A 22,645-nucleotide genomic window follows, 5' to 3' on the forward strand; every position below is an offset into this window, starting at 1 on the left:
CAAATTGATTGGGCGCAGTACCAGCCCAAGGCCGCGCCCGTCCTCAAGCCCAAGAAGCAACTGCGCGAGCATCAAACCCACGCCGTCAACGCGGTGCGGCGCGGCTTGGAGAGCGCCGAGCGGGGCAAGCTCATCATGGCCTGCGGCACCGGCAAGACCTTCACCAGCTTGAAGATGGCGGAAGTCCTCGCCGGGCCGGGCGGGCGCGTGCTGTTCCTGGTGCCCAGCCTGTCGCTGCTTTCGCAAACCCTGACCGAGTGGACTCAGGAAAGCGCCGTTCCGCTGCACAGCTTCGCGGTGTGTTCGGATAGCGACGTGGGCAAGAAGCGCAAGGCGGAAGACGACACGGTGCAGACCTTCACCCATGAGCTTCGCTATCCCGCCACCACCCACGCGGCCCGCTTGGCATTCGAGATGGAGAAGCGCCACGACGCCCAGCATTTGAGCGTGGTGTTCAGCACCTACCATTCCATCGAGTCCGTGAGCCGCGCCCAGCACAACCACGGGCTGGCGGATTTCGACCTCATCATCTGCGACGAGGCGCACCGCACCACGGGCGCCATTTTCGACGGGGACGACGAAAGCGCCTTCATCAAGGTCCACGACGCGGCGTTCATCCGCGCCCGCAAGCGCCTGTACATGACCGCCACGCCGCGCATTTATGGCACCCCGGCCAAAGCCAAGGCCGAAAAGGGCGATGTGGTGCTGTGTTCGATGGACGATGAAAGCCTGTATGGCCGGGAGTTGCACGTCATCACCTTCTCGGAGGCGGTGAAGCGTAGCCTGCTGGTGGATTACAAGGTGATCGTGCTGTCGGTGGAGGAAGCCCACGTCAGCCGCCGCCTGCAAGACTTGCTCAAGGACGAGAACAACCAACTCAAGGTGGACGACGCCGCCAAGATCGTCGGTTGTTGGAAAGCCCTGTCCAAGCAGGGCTTGGCGGAGGCACTGACCGGCGATGACGCCGCGATGCGGCGGGCCGTGGCGTTCTGCCAAGTCATCGAAATCTCCAAGGGCGCGAAGACCCACAAGGTCAGTTCCAAGCAGATTGCCCGCATGTTCAAGGCCGTGGTGGAGGCTTATCAAGCCAGCGGAACCGACGAGCTGGCGTCATTCCTGGAGTGCGAGGCCGAGCATATCGACGGCAGCATGAACGCCAGTGAGAAGGAAACCAAGCTGGATTGGTTGAAGGCCGAGCCGCCTGAGAACACCTGCCGCATTCTCAGCAATGTGCGGTGCCTGTCGGAAGGGGTGGACGTGCCCGCGCTGGACGCCGTGCTGTTCCTGACGCCGCGCAATTCCCAGGTGGACGTGGTGCAGTCGGTGGGGCGGGTGATGCGGAACGCGCCGGGCAAGCAGCGCGGCTATGTGATTTTGCCAGTGGTGATTCCGGCGGGGATGGAGCCGCACGAGGCCTTGAACGACAACAAGACCTTCGCCGTGGTGTGGGAGGTGTTGCAAGCCTTGCGGTCCCATGACGACAAGTTCGACGCGATGGTGAACAAGCTGGATTTGATCGGCAGGGACACCCGCAAGATGGAAGTCATCGCCATCACCGACAAAATCGAGAAGCGGCAGAAGAAGGCCAAGGGCACCCGCAACGAGAAGGCGGGGCGGAACGGCTTCACCATCGGCAATCCCGAGCAGAAGCGCACCCAGCCCGCTCAGGAGGAATTGCAGTTCGAGATTGGCGAAATCGAGAAAGCCATTTACGCCAAGCTGGTTCAGAAGGTGGGCAACCGCCATCACTGGGAGGATTGGGCCAACGACATCGCCAAGATTGCCCGCACCCATATCGACCGCATCACCGGGATTCTTGAAAATCCGGCCCATGTGGCGGAACGCACGGCCTTCGACGCCTTCGCCCACGAGTTGCGGGACGACCTGAACAACAGCATCAGCGAGGGCGAGATTATCGAGATGCTGGCCCAGCACCTCATCACCAAGCCGGTGTTTGATGCGCTGTTCGAGGGCTACAGCTTCGCCCAGCACAACCCCATGTCCATCGCGATGCAGGGGGTGTTGGACGTGCTGCATGAGCATCATTTGGGGAAGGAGGCGGACACGCTACAAGCCTTCTATGAGAGTGTGAAGCTACGGGCCGAGGGCATCGACAATGCGGCGGGCAAGCAGCGCATCGTGGTGGAGTTGTACGACAAGTTTTTCCGCAACGCCTTCCCGAAGATGACCGAGCGTTTGGGCATCGTCTACACGCCGGTCGAGGTGGTGGATTTCATCATCCACAGCGTGGCGCACATTCTGGAAACGGAGTTCGGCCAAACCTTGGGGAGTCCGGGCGTGCATATCCTTGACCCCTTCACCGGGACCGGGACGTTTATCACCCGGCTATTGCAAAGCGGGCTGATTAGCGCGGAGGAATTGCCGTACAAGTACAAGAACGAAATCCACGCCAATGAGTTGGTTTTGCTGGCCTATTACATTGCGGCCATCAATATCGAGGCGGTTTATCACGGCATTGTGGGCGGGGAATATGAGCCGTTCCAGGGGATTTGTTTGACCGATACTTTCCAGCTTTATGAGAAAGAGGATTTGGTGGATGCGCTGCTGGAACACAACAGCGCCCGCCGCAAGCGGCAGAAGGAGTTGGATATTCGGGTGATTATTGGGAATCCGCCGTATTCCGCTGGGCAAAAGAGCGAAAACGACAATAATGATAATATTAAGTATCCTCAATTGGATAAGCGGATTAGAAAAACCTATTCAGAACGCTCCAAGCTTATTAGCAAAAACACATTATATGATAGCTACATTCGCGCAATCCGTTGGGCCAGCGACCGCATCGGCAATAGCGGGGTAATCTGCTTTGTCACAAATGCAGGTTTTTTGGAATCAAACACCACCGATGGTTTGCGGCAGTGTTTGGCGGAAGAATTTTCTAGCATTTATGTTTTCCATTTGCGAGGCAATCAACGCACTTCAGGTGAACTTTCCCGCAAGGAGGGCGGAAAAATATTTGGCAGTGGTAGCCGCGCCCCGATAGCTATTTCCTTGCTGGTAAAAAAACCTAAATCAACGTTGCAAGGCCAAATTTATTTTCACGACATTGGCGATTATCTAAAACGAGAGGACAAGCTAAAAAGGATCAGCGATTTCTCCAATGTTGCTGGAATTACTGAGATTGGAGGTTGGCAAAATATTATTCCCGATCAGCACGGTGATTGGCTAAATCTTCGCGATAACAGCTTTAATGACTTTATCGTTTTAGGCGACAAAAAAAGCAACGCCATCAAGTTATTTGAAAATTACTCTCTAGGAGTGGTCACAAACCGAGATGCGTGGTGCTATAACTTCTCCGAAATTAGTATAAAAAACAATATGAGCCGCATGATTGACTTTTATAATAAAGAGGTGAAACGTTTTAGCGTTGCCCATGAAGGGCTAGACAAAAAAATCCGCTCAGAAAAGGTTGATAATTTTATTGACACTGACCCCAAAAAAATTAGTTGGTCGGTAAATCTAAAGCAAAGCCTATTAAGTAATAGACAAGGGGAGATGGATACACAATGCTTGACAAAGAGCTTCTATCGGCCATTCACTAAACAATGGCTTTATCGTTCCCGGATTTTTAATCATTCACTAGGGCAGATGCCACATATCTTTCCAAACTCCATGGATGAGAACAGGGTAATTATCGTGAAATCGAGATGGGGGGCAGACAGTGGGCAACTCGCCCTGATGACAGACAAGATTTCTTCGTTACAACCAGATGGAGGGGAGCAATGTTTTCCTCTATACCTTTACCATACTCCCGAAGAATCCCCGTCCGATAACCCAAAAAACGCCGACCTATTCGCCGAACCAGCCAAGCCGGAAAGACAGCGCCGCGACGCCATCACCGATGAAGGGCTAGCCCATTTCCAAGCCGCCTATCCCGATGAAGTCCTCACCAAAGAAGACCTGTTCTACTACGTTTACGGCCTTCTGCACTCGCCCGACTACCGCGCCCGCTACGCCGACAACCTCACCAAAGAACTGCCCCGCATCCCCGCCGTGAAACGCGCCGCCGACTTCTGGGCCTTCTCCAAGGCCGGGCGCGGCCTCGCCCAACTCCACCTCAACTACGAAACCGTCGAACCCTACCCGGTCAACATCGAAACCGTGGGCGGAACCCTCAGCGCCGCTGACTACCGCGTCGAAAAGATGCGCTACGGCAAGAAGGGCAAGGACAAGGACTTAACGACGCTCATCTACAACGACAAGATCACCCTGACCGGCATCCCCTTGGAAACCTACGACTACGTGGTCAACGGCAAACCCGCCCTGGATTGGGTGATCGAGCGCCAATGCGTCAAGACCGACAAGGACAGCGGCATCGTCAACGACGCCAATGATTGGGCCATCGAAACCATGAACAACCCGCGCTACCCGCTGGAACTGTTCATGCGGGTCATCACCGTCAGCCTGGAAACCATGAAGATCGTGCGGGGCTTGCCTAGCTTGGACATTTAGGCGCTTCTGGCCTGCCTCCTGGTCCCACCTATCCCCGGCGTGTTGCCGGGGACTGGACCGGGAAAGCCGAACTCCGCATCAACCCGCCACCGCCACACCGCGCCGAAAATTGCCCCGCGCCCTGGTGCCCTCCCGGCGATTCCACCCCTTTGAAGAACCCCATAGCGCCATAGCGCACCCATGCCAAATGGCTTAAAAAGTATACTTTTTGAGACCTAGCCCGTTGCGTGTCTTTTTTAATGTCTTATAATGAGGTTCTCTCAATATTTTAGACGTTTCGAGACACAACACAGGAGGGCATACACATGGCTACCGTTGGATATGCGAGAGTAAGCAGCGTCGGGCAATCCCTTGATGTTCAGCTTCAAAAACTGCGGGACTGCGACAAGGTTTTCCAAGAGAAGCGCACCGGCACCACCGCCGAACGTCCCCAACTTAAAGCTTGCCTGGATTACTTGCGGGACGGGGATACGCTGGTGATTTCCCGGCTTGATAGGCTGGCCCGGTCCACCCTGCACTTGACCCAAATCGCCGACCTACTTAGACAGAAGGGCGTGGAGCTTCGGGTGATCGACCAAGCCATAGACACCACCACCCCGACCGGACGGCTTATGTTCAACATGCTGTCCGCTATCGCCGAGTTTGAGACCGAAATCAGGAAGGAACGCCAGCTAGACGGCATTGAAGCGGCCAAGGAAAAGGGCGTGGAGTTCGGACGGAAGGCCAAGCTGACGCCGGATCAAATCGAGGAAATGAAAGCCAAGCGGGCCGAAGGCGTGCTTATTAAGGATTTGATGAACGAATACAGCCTAAGCAAAGCCAGCGTTTACAGGCTCTTGGGCGAGAGTCCCGCGAACGGCTGAACCTGCTGGGGCTGGCGTCTATCCGCCCCAAGCCACGGACGAAGCTTGGGGGTGGGAATCAACACTCTCAAAAATTCACCTATACCAGCCCCGCCGGATTGGAATCCAAGTCGGCGGGACGGGGCGCGACCTTCCGCAAACTGACGGCAGAAAGCTTACATTGTGGTTACATGAAAAGGCCGTCTATAGAAAATATGATTTAATTCAGTAGGTTAAGACCTATCTTTTCATCATGTCGAAGAATTCCTGATTGGTCTTGGTATCTTTCATCTTGCCCAAGAGGAATTCACTCGCCGACATTTCATCCATCGGCTGGAGAATCTTGCGGAGTATCCAGCACTTCTGCAATTCGTCGCCGGGGACGATGTATTCCTCGCGGCGGGTGCCGGAACGGTTGATATTGATGGCCGGGTAAACGCGCTTCTCGGCGATTTTCCGCTCCAAGTGCAATTCCATGTTGCCGGTGCCTTTGAACTCCTCGTAGATCACCTCGTCCATGCGCGAGCCGGTGTCGACCAGGGCGGTGGCGATGATGGTCAGCGAGCCGCCTTCCTCGATATTGCGGGCCGCGCCGAAGAAGCGCTTGGGGCGTTCCAGGGCGTTGGCGTCCACGCCGCCGGTCAGCACCTTGCCGGACGAGGGAATCACGGTGTTGTAGGCACGGGCCAGGCGGGTGATGGAGTCGAGCAGGATCACCACGTCGCGCTTGTGTTCGACCAAGCGCTTGGCCTTTTCCAGCACCATTTCAGCCACTTGCACATGTCGGGCCGGGGGTTCGTCGAAGGTGCTTGAAACCACTTCGCCCTTCACGCTGCGCTGCATCTCGGTGACTTCCTCCGGGCGCTCGTCGATGAGCAGCACGATGAGGTAGCACTCGGGATTCTTCTCGGCGATGGAGTGGGCGACGTTTTGCAGGATCATGGTCTTGCCGGCCTTGGGCGGCGAGACGATCAGGCCGCGCTGGCCCTTGCCGATGGGGGCCACCAGGTCGATGACGCGGACGGTGAGGTCTTCGGTGGTGCCGTTGCCGAGTTCGAGGGCGAGGCGTTCCTTGGGGAACAGCGGCGTCAGGTTGGAAAAGAGAATCTTGTGCTTGGCGTTCTCCGGCGGCTCGTAGTTGATCTGCTCCACCTTGAGCATCGCGAAATAGCGCTCGTTGTCCTTGGGGGGGCGGATCTTGCCGGAAATGGTGTCGCCGGTGCGGAGGCTGAAACGGCGAATCTGACTGGGGGAGACGTAGATGTCATCGGGACCGGCGAGGAAGGAGCTGTCGGCGGAGCGGAGGAAGCCGAAGCCATCGGTGAGAATTTCCAGGACGCCATCGCCGTAAATGTCTTCGCCGCTCTTGGACTGCTTTTTCAGAATGGAAAAGATCAAGTCCTGTTTGCGGGTCCGTGCCACGCCTTCAATGTCCAGGGATTCGGCGATTTCAATAAGCTCGGAGACGGGTTTACGCTTGAGGTCGGTCAGATTCATAAGAGGTAAGAAGATTGGGGGTAAGGGATGTATCGGGCAGCCAATCGTGTTCAGGGCTTTTGAACCCGCCAGGGAAGCGAGTCGGGGGAAGCGGCCGGGAGGCGGCGCGAGCTGGGAGATGGCGATTGGATGAGTAAAATTAGCACAGCCCCCGGTGCCCGTCCAGCAAAGCCCTGGACGGGCGGGGTGTCGGATTTAAAGGTTGGCGTCGATGAAAGAGACTAACTGGGATTTCGCCAGGGCACCCACCTTGGTGGCTTCCACTTCGCCATTCTTGAACAGGATCAGGGTCGGAATGCCGCGCACGCCGTAACGCTGCGGGGTGCCGGGGTTGTCGTCGATGTTGAGCTTGGCGACGGTCAACCGCCCCGCGTAGTCCTTGGAAACGTCGTCCAGAATGGGGGCGATCATTTTGCAGGGACCACACCATTCCGCCCAGAAGTCGAGCAGGACGGGGGTGTCGGATTTCAACACTTTCTCTTCGAATTCAGCGTCGGTGACATGAAGAATGCTCGCGCTCACAGGAGTCTCCACAATTGTTGGTTATTCGGGTGAAGGGGATTTCGGGTGGGTTTTGAAGGCTGCCGGGGATTGGCATAAAGACTTAGCTTTCCTTCGCTAATTATGGGTTCATTTCAGCTTAATCCAGGGACAAAAGCAAGCCCCGACCGCGCCCAACGCCTTGGGCTATGTTGGTTAGGCCGCGTCCAAGCGGGCTTGGTTCCGGGGCAAGCCTGGCGGCGGTCAAATCATTAATTCCCGGAAATCCTCAATGGCGGGGAATTCGGTGATGTCGCGGGACGGCTGGCGGGAATCGTTCTTGCGGATGGCGACCAAGTGAGCGATGCCGTATTGGCGGGCGGAACGCAGCACGGAGAGGCTGTCGTCCACCATGAGGGTTTGTTGCGGATCGAAGGGTTCGACGCCGCGCAGCAACCCCCAGAACGCCGGGTTTTCCTTGGGGTGGCCAAGGCTGTGGGAGCTGACGATGTGGTCGAACAGGGCGTTGAGGCAAGTCCGCTCCATCTTCAGGCCGAGGCTCTTGGGATGGGCGTTGGTCACGAGGACCAGCCGCTTGTCCAGGCGGCGCACGTAATCCAGGAATTCGGTGACATGGGGCAGGACGGCAATCAAACCGGCGATTTCGGTCTTCATGCCAGCGATGTCCAGGTTCAACTGCTCGCTCCAGTAGTCCAAGCAATACCATTCGAGCCGCCCCTCCGTGGCCCGGAAGCGCGGAATCAAGCGGGTCTTGGCTTCTTCCGGGGTGATGCCGTGCTGTTCCGCATAGCGCTGCGGCACGAATTCCCGCCAGAAGTGGTTATCGAAATTGAGGTCCAGCAATGTACCGTCCATATCCAGAAATACGCTGCTAATGTTTCGCCATTCCATCATGGGATATGATTCCGCCGTTAATAACCAAACCAAAACTTCATTTTCCCTTATTTACATCATTTCCAGTGAGCAGCGGCCAAGGATTTCAAACCATGCCCCTTCGAACCGAGCCTTCGCATTTTCTGGAGCCGGTGCTGGCCCTAGCCAAAGAGGCGGGCCGACGCATCATGGAGATTTACCAATCCGATTTCAGGGTGGGACTCAAGGACGACCACTCGCCACTCACCGCCGCCGACTTGGCGTCCCACCACTGTCTGGTGGAGGGTCTCTCGGCCCTGCATCCCAGGCACCCAGTGCTATCGGAGGAGTCCACGGGCCTGACCTTCGCGGAACGCGCCGAGTGGGAAACCTATTGGCTGATTGACCCCTTGGACGGCACCAAGGAGTTCATCAAGCGCAATGGCGAGTTCACCGTCAATGTGGCCTTGATTCACCGAAACGAGCCGGTGTTGGGCGTTGTGTATGCTCCGGCCAAGGATTTGTGCTATTTCGCGTCGGAGGGCTGCGGGGCGTTCCGGCAAGTGGGCGAGGCCGAGCCGGAGAACATCGAGGTTTGTCCGAGTGCGCCCTCGACCGTGCGCGTGGTTGGCAGTCGGTCCCACGGCACCGTGGACTTGGGGCTTTATCTCAGCCGCTTGGGCGAACACGAGTTGGTGTCCATCGGCAGCTCGTTGAAGCTGTGCCTGGTGGCGGAGGGCGCCGCTGATTTGTATCCCCGCATCGGCTTGACCTCGGAATGGGATACGGCGGCGGCTCACACGGTGGTGAAAGAGGCGGGCGGCAAGGTGGTCGATCTGTCCGGCCAGCCATTGCGCTACAACGCCAAGGAATCCATCCTCAACCCGTACTTCCTGGTTTATGGCGATCATTCCCGCGATTGGTGCCGCTACGCGGCGGGTATTGTCGAGGAATAAATAGTTCGGGCGCGCGGGGATGCGCTAGCGCTGATATGGACGCTGATTGGGGGCGAGGCGACAGAACACGAGGGGAAGCGCGACGCGGGACTGATGAGTCCTGAAGGCTGGCGGGAATCTCGTGGAATGGTGCGGGAGCAAACCCCGGTGTGATCGGATGGGGGGGGAAATCACAGCCGGGATTGCTCCCACATAGGTGGGTATGCGACGGACGCTGGTGAATCGCCCGAAACATCCTGTTTTCGCGGTTCTTGAAGCTTGGGGGCATCAAGCTTAGGTTCAATGTCCGTTTCGTCACCTAGAAGACGAGATTATTATAACAGCGATTCCTACAAAATCAGCAAGGGGAATTTGCGAATCTCCATGAAGCCCATAAAAACCGCTTTATAAACAGCCGGTTATAAGTCGAAAAAATCCGATCCATTGATAGACCTTACAGGACTCCATTTATGAAGAAGATCACGCTCACGTTGGTTTTGCTGATGTCCAGCCTGGTGGCCTGCGCCCGCGACGTGGTGAATCTGACCCCGGACCAATTGCAAGCCATGCAGGCCCAAGGCGCCTTGGTGGTGGATGTGCGCACCCCGGAGGAATGGGATAAGGGCGGCCTGATTCCCGGCAGCAAGGGGCTGACCTATTTCGACGCCAATGGCGGCTATGACAAGGACGCCTGGCTCAAGCGGCTAAAGCCCTTGCTGGCCTCGCCCGAGCAGCCGGTCATTTTGGTGTGCCGTTCCGGCCATCGCAGCGCCACGGTGGGCAAGATGCTGGTGAACGAGGCGGGCTACCCCAAGGTTTATCAGTTAGAGAACGGGATAAAGGGCTGGAGTTCACAGAGCAAGCCCTTGCAGCGACGGGAAGACTGCCGGGCCTGTTAAGCGGCGTTCCTTATCATGGGGAGAGTGGAGCGCCGCCCGGCCATTGCGGCAAAGCTACCGGAATGGCCGGGCGATGGGAATCGGCTACGGCTTGAGGCGGTTATACATTTGCGCGAGGTCTTGCACGATCTTCATGGACGCCTTCGCGTAATGGCCCTTATTAAGCTCCTTGAGGGCGGCTTCCGTTTGGCCGGTTTGGGCCAGGGTCAGCACGCGGCCCGCGCAGACATGGAAATGGGCGTGCTGGTGCTTCAAGCGACTGAATTGATGGTCATGGCCAAACTGTTCGCTGCCCGTACCGTGTATCCATTTGCCCAGCACACATTGGTCATCCCGCGACACCGCCTCGGGCAGCAAGGTTTCCTCGGATGTCCCGTCGATCACCGCCCGCAATTGTCTGAAACCCATGGCACACCTCGTTTTTGTGATGATTTATGTCGTAAGCAAAGCCTCGTGGCCGGTCGGCGGGAGACTATGGCGAGGATGAGATCAGGGGGCCTCGCCATATAGCTTAATTCCGCCGAGCGCCGCCTTTAGTGTAACCGATCCCTCCACGCCAATGCCGACATACAGCCCAGTGATTCTCCACTGTGATAAATCCTTATTCAGTGAGGCGGGGGCGGCGTGAATATGCTGTTTCAGGCGCTCCAATAGGCCCAGCCTATAATGATTCTCCACGCCGGGCGCCAGGCAGGCCGACTTATACGCGGCGATGGTGTCGTTGATGCCATAATTAACCGGACCCGACCACCACCAGGGTATGGTGCCGCTATCACAGGCGTGCTGATAAATGCTGGCGCGGGTATCCCGCAGTAGTATCTGATAATACAAAACCTGCCCGGCCCGGTGATTGCCCACCACAATGCCCGCCACGATATACCCATAATCCACCTTGCCGGATTTCCCGCAACGGGCCGTCACGGTTTCTTCCAGTTCAGCCGCGTCGAATTCCAGGGTTAGCGAATTCAAGCCGCCCAAGGGCCGATTGTCCGCGCTAGCCGGGGATAACAACGCCTCGGGATACCCAGGATAAGTGAATCGGTCGATGGGGGAAACAAACACATCGAATTCCACCCCGCAGGCCAGCGCCTCGCCCTTTTGGGTAAGTTTCACCTTGGAATCCCCGGCTTTGCCCCGATCTACGGATACTTGGGCATGGGGGTTTTGGGTGGTCCAGCCACCCGGCGTGGTGGACGACCCTTGCGGTAATTCGGCGGGGATATTCCACTGCGCGATCAGCCAATGGGCGCGCGGGCCTGTGGCATTGCCAACCGGGCCGTAGAGGGTTTTGTCGTGGTTTTTGGGGGCGATGTAAAAACTATCGGAGAGTGGCGCGTCCTTGAGGGTATACCAGACCGTGGATCCGCCGTGCGCGGCGTTGGCCATGGCTAGAATTAATACCGTCGGGAATGGCTTGGTGCGTGGTAATGGATTCATCGTGGTGGGGAGGTGGGTTTAGGCGACTGGACCCATCTTATCTGAACCCGCCAGGATGTATGGTCGCCTCTGTTTGGGTGAGGGATGAACCCGACGGGATTGGCGAGTTAACGCTCCGGGGCAAGGCCAGGGAAAGCCCCATGGGTGAGCATGGGGCCGTGGGGGGAAGGCTATGATGCGTTCAGCATCATTTGATTAATTTCAGCCAGCGTCATCGTCACCGACTGGTTGCCCTGCCCCCAGAACGTCACCGACTGATCGGCTGCATTCACGGTGATCTTGTAGACATAGCGGGCGCCGGGCTTTTCCACTTGCTTAAGGACTTGCTTATGCGGGTCGTACATCACCATGCCGAAGCTGACGCGGTTGTCCAGGTAGCTGAATGGCCAGAGCGCGAAGCTGCCGATGACCAGCGCGGGGCTGGTATGGGTGGGTTCAAGGCTATTTGGGCCGGAGATGGCGGCCACTTTCAGGCCATCTGGAATCGGGCCTTTCGGCGCGGCCCGGTGGACGACATGAGGGACGGGGTGGGTGGCGGCATTTCGGCGCTTGCCCTGCCCTTCCGGGAAGCCGTCGGGCGTGCAGAGTTCAAACGTCCATTCCTGATAGTTGTCCTCACGGGTTTGGTCGTCATATTGAATGCAGAAATGGTCGTTTCTTGTTTCCCGACCTTGGGGGCCGAGATACCTGCCAGAGTTAATATTCTGGATAAGCCAATGGCCGTTTTGCAGGGGGTTAAAGCGCCATTCTTGGAAGGAGAACCCCTGGGTATGATATTGAATGGCCGTGGCGCCATTTCCGGTTTCGCGGCCACGAATGCAGGCGATATGCATACTATGCTGATTCAGTATTATCCAGGACGATTCGCGGTACTGGATAATATTCCAAACCTGGGGGCTTTCCAGTGTTTTTACATCGGATCCAAGCCAATCTTTGATACTCAAACTGGTATCGTCATTCCTCCAATTGGAGGGTCCCCCTTCGAGGCTTAGATAGCGTCCGCTTTTTACGTTTTTGATACGGACTCTTACTAGGGGCTGTCTGGGATCTATGCTCATATTGATTCTCTTTTTTGTGAACTGGCCGCAGAGTTAAGCAATTAGACCCCGCCTGCGGCTATGGGAAAGCGGAATCTAATATTGATGTGGCCCGTATGCAGCGCAGTGAAACAGGGATATTTCGTGAAGCAATCACCCTATATTCAATTGTGCTGCATCCTGATTATGCGGGCTAACATAGCGTACTCCTTTGCTTTGTCAGAGGGAATCACGCCTGTTCCATGGCGTTTCGTGACGGCAGGCTATGTGTTGCATGGCTAAGGATGAGGCGTAACGCCGGAAGGATGGCAACGAGTTCGCGAGACCGGCTGATGCCCGACGATCGGCGTTGGCTTGGAAGCCGTCAAGCTCTCCGCCGTGGTCATCTGCTATACCATTACGTCGAAGCAAAATCCCATGCTGAATCAACCCCCTTCTCGGAATTCCCCCATGAAAGAAATACGCGCCTACATCCAACCCCATGTCCTCGACCGCTTGGTGGAGGCTTTCGACGAGATACCGGATTTTCCCGGAATGAGCTTGAGCGATTGCCAGGGCTTTGGCCGGGAACGGATCGAGGCCGGTCGCGGCTTTACCCAGTTCGCGACGAAAAAGCGCCTGGAAATTTTCGCCCCGGATGAGTTGGCGGAAACCATCGTCGCGACCATTATGAAACATGCCCATACCGGGCGGGCGGGGGACGGAAGGCTGTATGTGACGGAAGTGTTGGCGTGGGGGAAGATTCGGACGGGGAAGCGGGGCGGGGAAGTGGTTTAAATCGCTGCTTATCTGACCCTGCGCGGCCATGACGCACGCGGCGGGATCCTCTTATTACTCCCTCTCCCACCGGGAGAGGGCGGATCAAAAAAGGATTTCTTCCTTATCGCTCGCAGTCCCGGCCTCAGCCGGTCTAGCGTCGGCTGAGGCCGAGATCACGGGCCTTAACCTCAATAAAGTCCGCTGTTCTTGAGGTAATCCCGGAGCCACCGAAAGATCGACACCGCCGAATACAGCATGATGGCGAAGAAAATCCATTCCTGCGGCGACACGCCGGTGGGATCGTCGTCCAATACGACGATGCCGAACACGGACACCAAAAACAGGGCAAAATAATTGAGCAGGCCAAGCATCGGTTTTCCCCTTGTGAAGATATGCGGTTTATTTCTAGCCTCCTGGTCGGAAGCCCATTCCCGGCGATTGTAGACAATCCAGCCACCGAATGTTTCCCGCGACACACCCCGCCAGCCACATCCGAATCCACATCGACACCGCCCCATGAACACCCTGTTTTCCGAAATCGCCCGTTCCCCGGTGATGCTGATCCACGGCGGCGCTGGCTCCGTGGAACCCCACCCCAGAGCGCGAGAGAGGCGCACGGACTTCCTGCGCACGCTGGCGGAAACCGCTTGGCGGGACATCGCCGCCGGGCAAGGGGCGGTGGAGGCGGTCACGGCCATCGTCGAGCGGCTGGAAGCCTCGCCCTTGTTCAACGCGGGCTATGGCGCGGCCCTGCAAAGCGATGGGCTGGCGCGGTTGTCGGCGTCGCTGATGGACGGGGCGCGGCAGCGGTTCTCCGGCGTGCTGCTGGCGACCCATTTAATACATCCCAGCCAACTAGCGCTGGCCTTGCAGGATCGGGAAGAGTCGGTGCTTGGCCCGTTGGGCGCGCAACTGTTGGCCCGCGAATTGGGCATTCCGCCGGAGAACCCGGCCTCCGACGAACGGGCGATAAAGTGGGCCGACTATCTGGCTCGGCAAGCCAAACCCGGCGGCGGCTCCGGCACGGTGGGCGCGGTGGTCTTGGACGCGGCGGGTCGCCTAGCGGCGGCCACGTCCACGGGCGGTGGGCGCTTCAACACGCCGGAACGCATTTCCGACTCGGCCACCGTGGCCGGTAATTACGCCTCCGGTTTCGCCGCCATCAGTTGCACCGGCGTCGGCGAACAGATCGTGGACGACGGCTTGGCGGTGCGTCTGGAAACCCGTGTGCGGGATGGCCTGTCCATTGTCAAAGCATCTGAGCGCACCTACCGCGAAGCCGTGGATCGGAAGCGCGAATACGGCTGGATCGCCATCGACCGGCGCGGCGCCTGGGCCATGTGCCACACCACGCCCGCCATGGTCTGCGCCGCCATGAGCGCCAACCGGCAGGCACCCCTCTTGGGCTGAGCATGTTTTCCCGCTTGTTCCGACGGCTGAAGCCGAGCCTTTTCTCCGAGCCGCCGCCACTCCCGGAAGCGGCCTGGATCGAAGCCACCGCCGACCTGCCGGTGTTCGATGGACTCGGCGGGGACGACATCGAGCGGCTGCGCCGACTCGCCGCGCTGTTCCTGCGCGACAAGATTTTCGAAGCCGCCGGGGGCATGGTCCTGAACGACGCCATCCGCACCCGCATCGCCGCCCTCGCCTGCCTGCCCATCCTCGGGCTGGATTTCGGCTGGTACGACGGCTGGCGCACCGTGGTGGTCTATCCCGGCGAATTCGTCCGCCCGCGCTCGCAGTTCGACGACATCGGCGTGATGCACGAATGGGAGGACGTGTTGAGCGGCGAATCCTGGGAACGCGGCCCGGTCGTCCTGTCCTGGGCCGATGTGGAGGCTTCCGGCCTGGGCGACGGCTACAACGTGGTCATCCACGAAATGGCCCACAAGCTGGACATGCTCGACGGTCCCCCGGATGGCCTTCCGCCCCTGCCCAAAGCACTCAAGCGGCGGGACTGGACAACCGCGTTCAGTGCCGCCTTTGAGGACATGAACGCCCGCCTGGACCGGGGCGAGGACACGCGAATCGACCCCTATGCCGCCGAGGAGCCGGGGGAGTTTTTCGCGGTGCTGAGCGAGTATTTCTTTGAACTACCAGAACTGGTGAAGGCGGAATACCCGGCGGTGTATGAACTGCTGGCGGCGTTCTACCGGCAAGACCCAGCGGAGCGCGGGGAAGGTGGGAGCGGGCCTCAGCCCGCGACCTAGCCCCTGCCCCACCGCAACCCATCCATGGAGAACCACGATGACCGAACTCAAAATCATCAGCGACAGGCAGCTCCACACCCTGAGCCGCGAGGCCGGTGCCTCGCCCCGCTTGCGGCGGAATCTCAACCTCCACCCCGCCCTAGAAGACCCGGTTCAACGCTTGTTCAATGCGATGGAGCCGGGCACCTACGTCCGCCCGCACCGCCACGCCCGGGCGGATGGCTGGGAACTCATGCTGGCGGTGCGCGGGGCTTTCGCCATCCTGACCTTCGACGACCAGGGCGCGGTGCGGGAACGGGTCGACCTGAGCGCCGTCGGCGGTCCCGTCGCCGTCGAGATTCCCGCCCACGCTTGGCACGCCGCCGTCGCCCTCGCCCCGGAAACCATCCTGTTCGAGGCGAAGCCCGGCCCCTATTCGGCGCTGGATGACAAGGACTTCGCCGCCTGGGCACCGCCCGAGGGAGACCCGGCTTGCGAAGGCTTCGTGACTTGGTACGAGACCGCCCAAACCGGCAACCACGCGCCGCCTTATCCAATCCTTGCCCACTGAATTTCCCCGCCAGCCCGCCGCCATGCGTTGGCAAGCCGGGGGGTAGGCATTAGGATTTGCCGCAGCCAGCGGGTCCGGCTTCTTGCCCGACCGCCCCGCCACGCAAAATGAGTCTCGCCCTCCCGACCCGCTTCCCCACCACTAACCAACAAAAAAAGACTGCATGAATCTCCCCATCAAGACACTGCTGCTTAACGGTTCCATCGCACTGCTGGCGGGTTCCCTGTTATTCGGCTGCGCTTCCAAAAAACCAGTCCCGCCCAAAAAGACGGCGGGTGAACAGACGACAGAGGCACAAACCGATCCGGTTCACGCGCAATCGCTGGTCGTGAGCGCCTGGGTGCAAGCAATAAACCCGAGCAAGCGGACCCTCACCCTAAAACTTCCCGACGACAGGACGGCCAGGGTGAGCTGCGGGCCGGAGGTTCAGAATTTCACGCAAGTCCAGGCGAGCGACGATGTTAAGGTGGAGTTCGTGGAAGCGATGGACATGATCGTCGTCGATCCCGATGGCAGGCCGGTCGGGCAAGATGTCGCGCCGGACAAGCGGGGCCGCAAGGCCAGCAAGGGCAAGAGAGCCGCCGGGGGGCTGGTCAAAATGCTTGAGATCACCGCCACCGTCGCCGCCATCGACCCCGACCGCCGCAAAGTGACCTTCCAAGGATCGAAAGGCAACACCACCACCGTCACCGCCGGTCCCGAGGTCAAGGGGCTGGACGCCATGAAGCCGGGCGATACCGTGTTGGCGCGGTATCTGGACGTGACCTCCATCAAAGTCACCACGCCGGAAAAGATACCCGTCAGGCGATAAAGCCAAGCCTTTTTGAACGCGGTAGGCCGGGCTTTAGCCCGGCCCTGGCTTAGCCCAGATCGGGCTGAAGCCCGACCTACAAGGCTACGCCCACCATTCGCCCCGCACATCCTGCTAAAATCGCGCCGCCTCGTACCGGCCACGGCGACGGGCACCCCCACACGCGCAGTCGGCCCCCCTCCCGCCCGGCTGCTTGAATCCGCCATAGCCAAGAGAACACCGGATGCCCGCATCAGTCATGGACCCGCAATTCTGGGTCGGCCTCGGCCAAATCATCGTCGTCAACATCATCCTGTCCGGCGACAACGCCGTGGTCATCGCCCTCGCGGCCCGCTCCCTGCCCGAAGCCCAGCGCAAACTGGCGGTGTTGTGGGGTTCCATCGCCGCCATTGTCATGCGGGTGATCCTGACCATCGTCGCCGTGGAAATGCTGCGCCTGCCCTACCTGAAACTGGTCGGCAGCGTCCTATTATTCTGGATCGCGCTGCAACTGCTGTTGCCGGAAAACGAGGACGGCCATGGACTCGAAAGCCACGACAACCTCATGGCGGCCATCCGCACCATTCTGCTGGCGGACTTGGTGATGAGCCTGGACAACGTCATCGCCGTGGCGGCGGCGGCGGATGGCGACAACCTGCTGTTGATCCTGGGGTTGGGCATCAGCATCCCCCTGGTGATTTTCGGCAGCACCCTCATCCTGAAGCTCATGGACCGCTACCCCATCATCATCACCCTGGGCGCGGCCCTGCTGGGCTATGTGTCCGGCGAAATGCTGGTGACCGACCCCGCCCTGAACCTGCCCGAATCCGGTTGGCAACATCAACTCATTCCGCTCGGCGGCGCGGCGCTGGTGGTCATCGCCGGGAAATGGCTGGCGCAACGCAAGCTGGCGCTCGCGCCGCAGGGCTTGGTGGACCTCGCCGACGAGGAAGATCAGCCCAAATCCAACAAACCCCATTAACGCCCGGCCTCAAGGAGAACGCCCATGCTTAAAATCCTGGTTCCGGTGGACGGTTCGGAGAATTCCCTCCGCGTGGCCGACCACCTGATAACGAAGACCGGCTGGCTCAAGGGGCCGGTGGAGATTCATCTGCTCAATGTTCAGCACCCCTTGCACGGGGAAGTGGGCATGTTCCTGGACGGCGCCCAAATCCGCGATTACCACCACGACGAGGGCCTCAAAGCCTTGGAGGCGGCGCGTGCGAAGCTGGACGGCGCGGGCGTCGAATATCAGTTCCACATCGGCCTGGGCGACCCCGCCGAGGTCATTGCTCAATACGCGCTGGAAAAGGACTGCGACGAGATCATCATGGGCGCCCGTGGCCTGGATTCCATCGCGGCGCGGCTGCTGGGTTCGGTGGTGTCGGAGGTTCTGCAACTGGCGGACGCGCCGGTGGTGCTGGTGAAATAAGGCGCGAAGCGGCCATGAACCCTCAAGGAGGGCATCGCCGCAGGCCTTCATTTCAAGTCCCGCCCTCCCCTCCCCTCCCCTCCCCCGCCATGAGCCTCGACTTCGCCACCCTCGACCTGCTGCGCCAAGGCCACCCCGCTTGGCGGCTGTTGCGCTCGGACCACGCGCCGCTGGTGGCGAGCTTCCTGCACCGGGTGTTCATCGTCCCAACCAGCGGGTGATGGACCAGGCGGACTTGGCGGAAGCGCTGGAAGACGAGCTTTACGGCCTGCGCCAACGGCTGGGCGCGGGGGCGTTTCCCAAATCGGCGCTGGACTACCTCAACGACTGGGCCAGACCCGAGAAAGGCTGGCTGCGCAAGTTCTACCGGCAGGGTTCGGACGAACCGCAATTCGACCTGACCCCGGCCACCGAGAAGGTCATCGCCTGGCTGGGTTCCCTCACCGAACGCAGCTTCGTGGGCACCGAATCGCGGCTGCTGACGCTGTTCGAACTACTCAAGCAGATGAACGAGGGCAGCGAAACCGACCCGCAAGCCCGCTTGGCCGAACTGCGCGAGCGCCGCGACGAGATCGACGCCGAAATCGCCCGCGTGCAATCCGGCAACATGGCCCTGCTGGACGATACCGCCCTCAAGGACCGCTTCCAGCAATTCACGGCGATGGCCCGCGACCTACTGACCGACTTCCGCGAGGTGGAACACAACTTCCGCGCCCTGGACCGGCGGGTGCGGGAACGCATCGCCCTGTGGGAAGGGGCCAAGGGCGCCCTGCTGGAGGAAATCATGGGCGAGCGCGACGCCATCGCCGATTCCGACCAGGGCAAGAGCTTCCGGGCCTTCTGGGATTTCCTCATGTCCAGCCGCCGCCAGGACGAATTGACCCAACTGTTGGAGCGCGTGCTGGCCCTGTCCCCGGTCGCCGAACTGCGGCCCGACGCCCGCACCCGGCGGGTCCACTATGACTGGCTGGAAGCCGGCGAACACACCCAGCGCACCGTGGCCGAACTGAGCCGCCAGTTGCGGCGCTTCCTGGACGACCAGGCCTGGCTGGAGAACCGCCGCATCATGGACATCCTGCACGGGCTGGAGGCCAAGGCGCTGAAGCTGCGGGAAACGCCGCCCCCCGGCGAGGTGATGGGCATCGCCGACACCGCCGCCGCCATCGAACTGCCCATGGAAAGGCCGCTGTACACCCCGGCCCTCAAGCCCGCCATCGCCGACCTAACGCTGACGACGGACGACGGCGAGGTGGACGCCTCGGCGCTGTTCTCCCAGGTGGTGATCGACAAGACCGAACTGACCCGCCACATCCGCCATGCCCTGCGGGAGCGCAGCCAAGTGACGCTGCGGGAACTGTGCGAAGCGCGGCCCCTGCGGCACGGACTGGCGGAGTTGGTGGCCTATTTGCAGATTGGCGGGGAGAGCTTCAGGGCGGTGGTGGACGAGGAGGCGGAGGAAATCATCCGCTGGCGTGGCGAGGGACCGGATGGAGCGCAGGCCATGAAGCAGGCAAGGCTGCCTCGGATGATTTTTTTGAGGCCGCGTTAGGATTGCTCGTTCCCAAGCTCCAGCTTCACTGCCATTAAGTTAGTGATAGTTCCGCTTGTTCCGGCTCCGTTGGCTGAGCGGAGTCGAAGCCAACGGAGCCGGAACAAGCGGCTTCGGAGTACGCCGCCATTCGCTTCGACTCCGCTCAGCGAACGGCAACGGATTCCGAAGCCGCTTAACTTAATGGCGGTGATGCGCCGCTCAACACTTCCCGCGCCACGGCAAGCAGAGCTTGCAAGACCGGGTTCCCAAGCCAGCGCTTGGGAACCGCATGAATCAACACAAACCAACCAACCCAAACCCCAAGGATGCCCGAACCCATCCCCGACATCACCGCCAGCCCCGACCTCTCGGCGCTGCTTATCCACCTGCTCAAGGGCGTGATCTACCGCGAAACCGACGGTGGCCTCTGGAACTCCCTGCTCAACCTGCAAGCCAGGGTCCGCGACTACGTGGCGGTGCTGGGCCTGGAACTGGTGCTGGACGAGGCGGAGGGCTACGCCTTCCTGCGCTCCCGCCCGGACGCCGACGAGGCCGCCGCCAAGCTGCCACGCCTGGTGGCCCGGCGTCCGCTGTCGTTCCCCGTCAGCCTGCTGCTGGCCCTGCTGCGCCGGAAGCTCGCGGAATTCGACGCGGACGGCGGCGACACCCGGCTGGTGCTGGCCCGCGAGGACATCGTGGAACTGGTCCGGGTGTTCCTGCCCGAGCGCAGCAACGAGGCCCGGCTCATCGACCAGATCGAGACCCACATCAACAAAATCGTCGAATTGGGTTTCCTGCGCAAACTCAAGACCGGATCGGGCGACACCGCCCGCTACGAGGTGCGGCGGATTTTGAAGGCGTTTGTCGATGCCCAATGGCTAGCGGAATTCGATGCGCGGCTGGGGGAGTATTTGGCGCAGTTGGAGGGAGGTGGGGATGAATAAATTCATCGGGACTTACGAAAAAACCTGTGGGAGTGGGCTTTAGCCCACGTTAAGCCCCGTCAGTCGTGGGCTAAAGCCCACTCCCACGGCTTTTTACCCGCTCGTTCCCTCACGCAAACGGAAATTGGCGCACATGACCGAACAACAACAACGCCTAGACCTGGATTTCGTCGCCGACGACGCCCTCACCGGCTTCCGCCTGCACCGGCTGGAAGTCTTGAACTGGGGCACCTTCGACGGGCGGGTGTGGACGCTCCGAGCCGCTGGCCGCAACGCCCTCCTCACCGGCGACCCTGGTGGACGCCGTGACCACCCTGCTGGTGCCCGCCAATCGCGTCGCCTACAACAAGGCCGCCGGGGCCGATAGCAAGGAGCGGAGCCTCCGCTCCTACTTGCTGGGCCATTACAAGTCCGAACGCAGCGAGGCCAGCGGTTCCGCCAAGCCAGTGGCGCTACGCGACCACACCGGCTATTCGGTGATCCTCGGCGTGTTCCACAACGCGGGCTATAACCAGACGGTGAGCCTGGCCCAGGTGTTCTGGATCAAGGACGCGCAAGGCCAGCCGACCCGCTGCTTCGTCGGGGCGGAGCGGGCGCTGTCCATCGCCGCCGATTTCACCCAGTTCGGCCCGGACATCGCCCAGTTGCGGAAGCGCCTCCGCAACCAGAAGGCCGAAGTGTTCGACAGCTTCCCGCCCTACGGCGCCTGGTTCCGCCGCCGCTTCGGCATCGAGCATGAGCAGGCGCTGGAATTGTTCCATCAAACCGTGTCCATGAAGTCGGCGGGCAACCTGACCGATTTCGTGCGCGGCCACATGCTGGAACCCTTCGACGTGGCCTCGCGCATCACCGCCCTCATCGGCCATTTCGACGACCTCAACCGCGCCCACGAGGCGGTGCTGAAGGCCAAGCGGCAGGTGGAATTGCTGTCGCCCCTGGTGGCGGACAGCCAGCGCCACGCCGAACTGACCGCCCAGGTGGATGAACTGCGCGGCTGCCGGGACGCGCTGCGGCCCCATTTCGCCGGGCTGAAACTGGCCCTGCTGGACAAGTGCCTCGCCGGACTGGCCGAGGATTGGACCCGCCAGGACGCCCAGATCAAGCGCCTGGAAGAGCGCCGCGACGGCCAGCGGGCGGCCAACGACGAGCTGCGCCGCGCCATCGCCGAGAACGGCGGCGACCGGCTGGAACGGCTGGCCCTGGACATCCGCAAGCAGGAGCAGGAGCGGGACATCCGCCAGCGCCGGGCCAAGCGCCACGCCGAACTGGTCGGCGCCATCGGCGAAATCCCCGCCTGCGACGAACCGGCGTTCCTCACCAAGCGGCGGCGCTTCGGCGAATTGGCGGAGGCACGGCGGGGCCGGGACGCGGAGTTGCAGAACCGGCTGACGGAACACGGCGTCAACCTGCGCCAGGGCAAGCAGGAACACGCCGCGCTGATGGCGGAAATCGCCAGCCTCAAGGCCCGCCGCAGCAACATCCCCGCCGAACAGGTCGCCATGCGGGCCGCCCTGTGCAAGGCGCTGAACCTGCCGGAGGACGACATGCCCTATGCGGGCGAGTTGCTGCAAGTGCGGGCCATCATCGAGCGGTTCCGGGGCCGCGAGGGGCAATCCGAACAGGACCGCCACTGGACCGCCAAGGTGACGGACGTGCGTCACTGGTTCGTGTTCGCCGCCAGCGAGCGCTGGCGCGAGGACGACAAGGAACACGAGCATTATTCCGACTCGGGCGGCAAGTCCGGCGGGCAGAAGGAGAAGCTGGCCTACACCATCCTGGCGGCCAGCTTGGCCTACCAATTCGGCCTGGAATGGGGGGCGGGTGCGGTCCCGCTCGTTCCGTTTCGTGGTCATCGACGAGGCGTTCGGGCGCGGCTCGGACGAATCGGCGCAGTACGGCTTGAAGCTGTTCTCCCAACTGAACCTGCCGCTGCGAGGCATGGAGCGATGTGAAGCGAGC

General features: G+C 60.4%; 21 protein-coding genes and 1 pseudogene. 15 read left to right on the plus strand and 7 right to left on the minus strand.

Annotated features, from left to right (window positions below; all coding sequences use genetic code 11):
* Window positions 1-4,470, plus strand: a 4,470-nt coding sequence (locus ACXWUF_RS04205; protein WP_458493409.1) for a DEAD/DEAH box helicase, incomplete at its 5' end; no start/stop codon positions are given.
* A gap of 305 nt (window positions 4,471-4,775) precedes the next feature.
* A complete protein-coding gene (locus ACXWUF_RS04210) occupies window positions 4,776-5,333 on the plus strand; it encodes a recombinase family protein (RefSeq protein ID WP_458493410.1) in 558 nt (185 codons plus the stop codon).
* A 219-nt stretch (window positions 5,334-5,552) separates the two neighbouring features.
* Here ACXWUF_RS04210 and rho read toward each other — a convergent pair whose 3' ends face one another.
* The 3 genes from rho to yrfG all read right to left on the minus strand — a co-directional run bounded on the left by rho (window position 5,553) and on the right by yrfG (window position 8,204).
* Complete coding sequence (gene rho, locus ACXWUF_RS04215) at window positions 5,553-6,809, minus strand: transcription termination factor Rho (RefSeq protein WP_458493411.1); 1,257 nt, start codon at window positions 6,807-6,809, stop codon at window positions 5,553-5,555.
* A gap of 195 nt (window positions 6,810-7,004) precedes the next feature.
* Complete coding sequence (gene trxA, locus ACXWUF_RS04220; RefSeq protein WP_458493412.1) at window positions 7,005-7,331, minus strand: thioredoxin TrxA; 327 nt, start codon at window positions 7,329-7,331, stop codon at window positions 7,005-7,007.
* Between the two features lie 222 nt (window positions 7,332-7,553).
* Window positions 7,554-8,204, minus strand: a complete 651-nt coding sequence (yrfG, locus tag ACXWUF_RS04225) for a GMP/IMP nucleotidase (RefSeq protein WP_458493413.1) — start codon at window positions 8,202-8,204, stop codon at window positions 7,554-7,556.
* 92 nt (window positions 8,205-8,296) lie between these two features.
* On the opposite strand from yrfG, the gene cysQ reads away from it, so the two are divergent.
* Both cysQ and ACXWUF_RS04235 read left to right on the plus strand, forming a co-directional pair.
* Complete coding sequence (cysQ, locus tag ACXWUF_RS04230; protein ID WP_458493414.1) at window positions 8,297-9,118, plus strand: 3'(2'),5'-bisphosphate nucleotidase CysQ; 822 nt, start codon at window positions 8,297-8,299, stop codon at window positions 9,116-9,118.
* A gap of 449 nt (window positions 9,119-9,567) precedes the next feature.
* Window positions 9,568-9,996 carry a rhodanese-like domain-containing protein gene (locus ACXWUF_RS04235; RefSeq protein WP_458493415.1) on the plus strand — a complete coding sequence of 143 codons (429 nt, stop codon included), beginning with the start codon at window positions 9,568-9,570 and terminating at the stop codon, window positions 9,994-9,996.
* An 84-nt stretch (window positions 9,997-10,080) separates the two neighbouring features.
* Here the strand turns inward: ACXWUF_RS04235 and ACXWUF_RS04240 are convergent, their stop codons facing one another.
* From ACXWUF_RS04240 to ACXWUF_RS04250, 3 genes are all read right to left on the minus strand, one after another.
* On the minus strand, window positions 10,081-10,404 hold the full coding sequence (locus ACXWUF_RS04240) for a CZB domain-containing protein (protein ID WP_458493416.1): 324 nt from the start codon (window positions 10,402-10,404) through the stop codon (window positions 10,081-10,083).
* 81 nt (window positions 10,405-10,485) lie between these two features.
* Window positions 10,486-11,382, minus strand: a complete 897-nt coding sequence (locus tag ACXWUF_RS04245) for a hypothetical protein (protein ID WP_458493417.1) — start codon at window positions 11,380-11,382, stop codon at window positions 10,486-10,488.
* A 221-nt stretch (window positions 11,383-11,603) separates the two neighbouring features.
* On the minus strand, window positions 11,604-12,491 hold the full coding sequence (locus tag ACXWUF_RS04250) for an RICIN domain-containing protein (RefSeq protein WP_458493418.1): 888 nt from the start codon (window positions 12,489-12,491) through the stop codon (window positions 11,604-11,606).
* Window positions 12,492-12,920: 429 nt separating this feature from the next.
* Here ACXWUF_RS04250 and ACXWUF_RS04255 point away from each other — a divergent pair, with 429 nt between their 5' ends.
* A complete protein-coding gene (locus tag ACXWUF_RS04255; protein ID WP_458493419.1) occupies window positions 12,921-13,247 on the plus strand; it encodes a P-II family nitrogen regulator in 327 nt (108 codons plus the stop codon).
* A 170-nt stretch (window positions 13,248-13,417) separates the two neighbouring features.
* Here the strand turns inward: ACXWUF_RS04255 and ACXWUF_RS04260 are convergent, their stop codons facing one another.
* Window positions 13,418-13,600, minus strand: coding sequence for a hypothetical protein (locus tag ACXWUF_RS04260; RefSeq protein ID WP_458493420.1), 183 nt, complete (start codon window positions 13,598-13,600; stop codon window positions 13,418-13,420).
* Between the two features lie 145 nt (window positions 13,601-13,745).
* On the opposite strand from ACXWUF_RS04260, the gene ACXWUF_RS04265 reads away from it, so the two are divergent.
* The 10 genes and pseudogenes from ACXWUF_RS04265 (at window position 13,746) to ACXWUF_RS04310 (ending at window position 22,638) form a co-directional block, all read left to right on the plus strand.
* The gene (locus ACXWUF_RS04265) at window positions 13,746-14,639 is read left to right on the plus strand and encodes an isoaspartyl peptidase/L-asparaginase (RefSeq protein WP_458493421.1); all 894 of its coding nucleotides are present in this window, start codon (window positions 13,746-13,748) and stop codon (window positions 14,637-14,639) included.
* Window positions 14,640-14,641: 2 nt separating this feature from the next.
* Window positions 14,642-15,439: a M90 family metallopeptidase gene (locus tag ACXWUF_RS04270; protein WP_458497012.1), complete on the plus strand. Its 798-nt coding sequence runs from the start codon at window positions 14,642-14,644 to the stop codon at window positions 15,437-15,439.
* Window positions 15,440-15,476: 37 nt separating this feature from the next.
* Window positions 15,477-15,989 (plus strand): WbuC family cupin fold metalloprotein, encoded by a 513-nt coding sequence (locus ACXWUF_RS04275; RefSeq protein ID WP_458493423.1) that lies wholly within the window; start codon window positions 15,477-15,479, stop codon window positions 15,987-15,989.
* Between the two features lie 163 nt (window positions 15,990-16,152).
* Entirely contained in the window at window positions 16,153-16,800 is a 648-nt protein-coding gene (locus ACXWUF_RS04280; RefSeq protein ID WP_458493424.1) for a hypothetical protein, read from the plus strand.
* 223 nt (window positions 16,801-17,023) lie between these two features.
* Window positions 17,024-17,761, plus strand: coding sequence for a TerC family protein (locus ACXWUF_RS04285; RefSeq protein ID WP_458493425.1), 738 nt, complete (start codon window positions 17,024-17,026; stop codon window positions 17,759-17,761).
* A gap of 24 nt (window positions 17,762-17,785) precedes the next feature.
* On the plus strand, window positions 17,786-18,211 hold the full coding sequence (locus ACXWUF_RS04290; RefSeq protein ID WP_458493426.1) for a universal stress protein: 426 nt from the start codon (window positions 17,786-17,788) through the stop codon (window positions 18,209-18,211).
* An 89-nt stretch (window positions 18,212-18,300) separates the two neighbouring features.
* Window positions 18,301-19,760: pseudogene (locus ACXWUF_RS04295) on the plus strand (DUF3375 domain-containing protein).
* Window positions 19,761-20,068: 308 nt separating this feature from the next.
* Window positions 20,069-20,686, plus strand: a complete 618-nt coding sequence (locus ACXWUF_RS04300; RefSeq protein ID WP_458493427.1) for a DUF4194 domain-containing protein — start codon at window positions 20,069-20,071, stop codon at window positions 20,684-20,686.
* A 133-nt stretch (window positions 20,687-20,819) separates the two neighbouring features.
* Window positions 20,820-21,053: an ATP-binding protein gene (locus ACXWUF_RS04305; protein WP_458493428.1), complete on the plus strand. Its 234-nt coding sequence runs from the start codon at window positions 20,820-20,822 to the stop codon at window positions 21,051-21,053.
* On the plus strand, window positions 20,983-22,638 hold the full coding sequence (locus ACXWUF_RS04310) for an SbcC/MukB-like Walker B domain-containing protein (protein ID WP_458493429.1): 1,656 nt from the start codon (window positions 20,983-20,985) through the stop codon (window positions 22,636-22,638). The genes ACXWUF_RS04305 and ACXWUF_RS04310 overlap by 71 nt, the downstream gene beginning before the upstream one ends.
* Window positions 22,639-22,645: the final 7 nt, after the last annotated feature.

This window comes from Methylomagnum sp. (assembly GCF_054333355.1).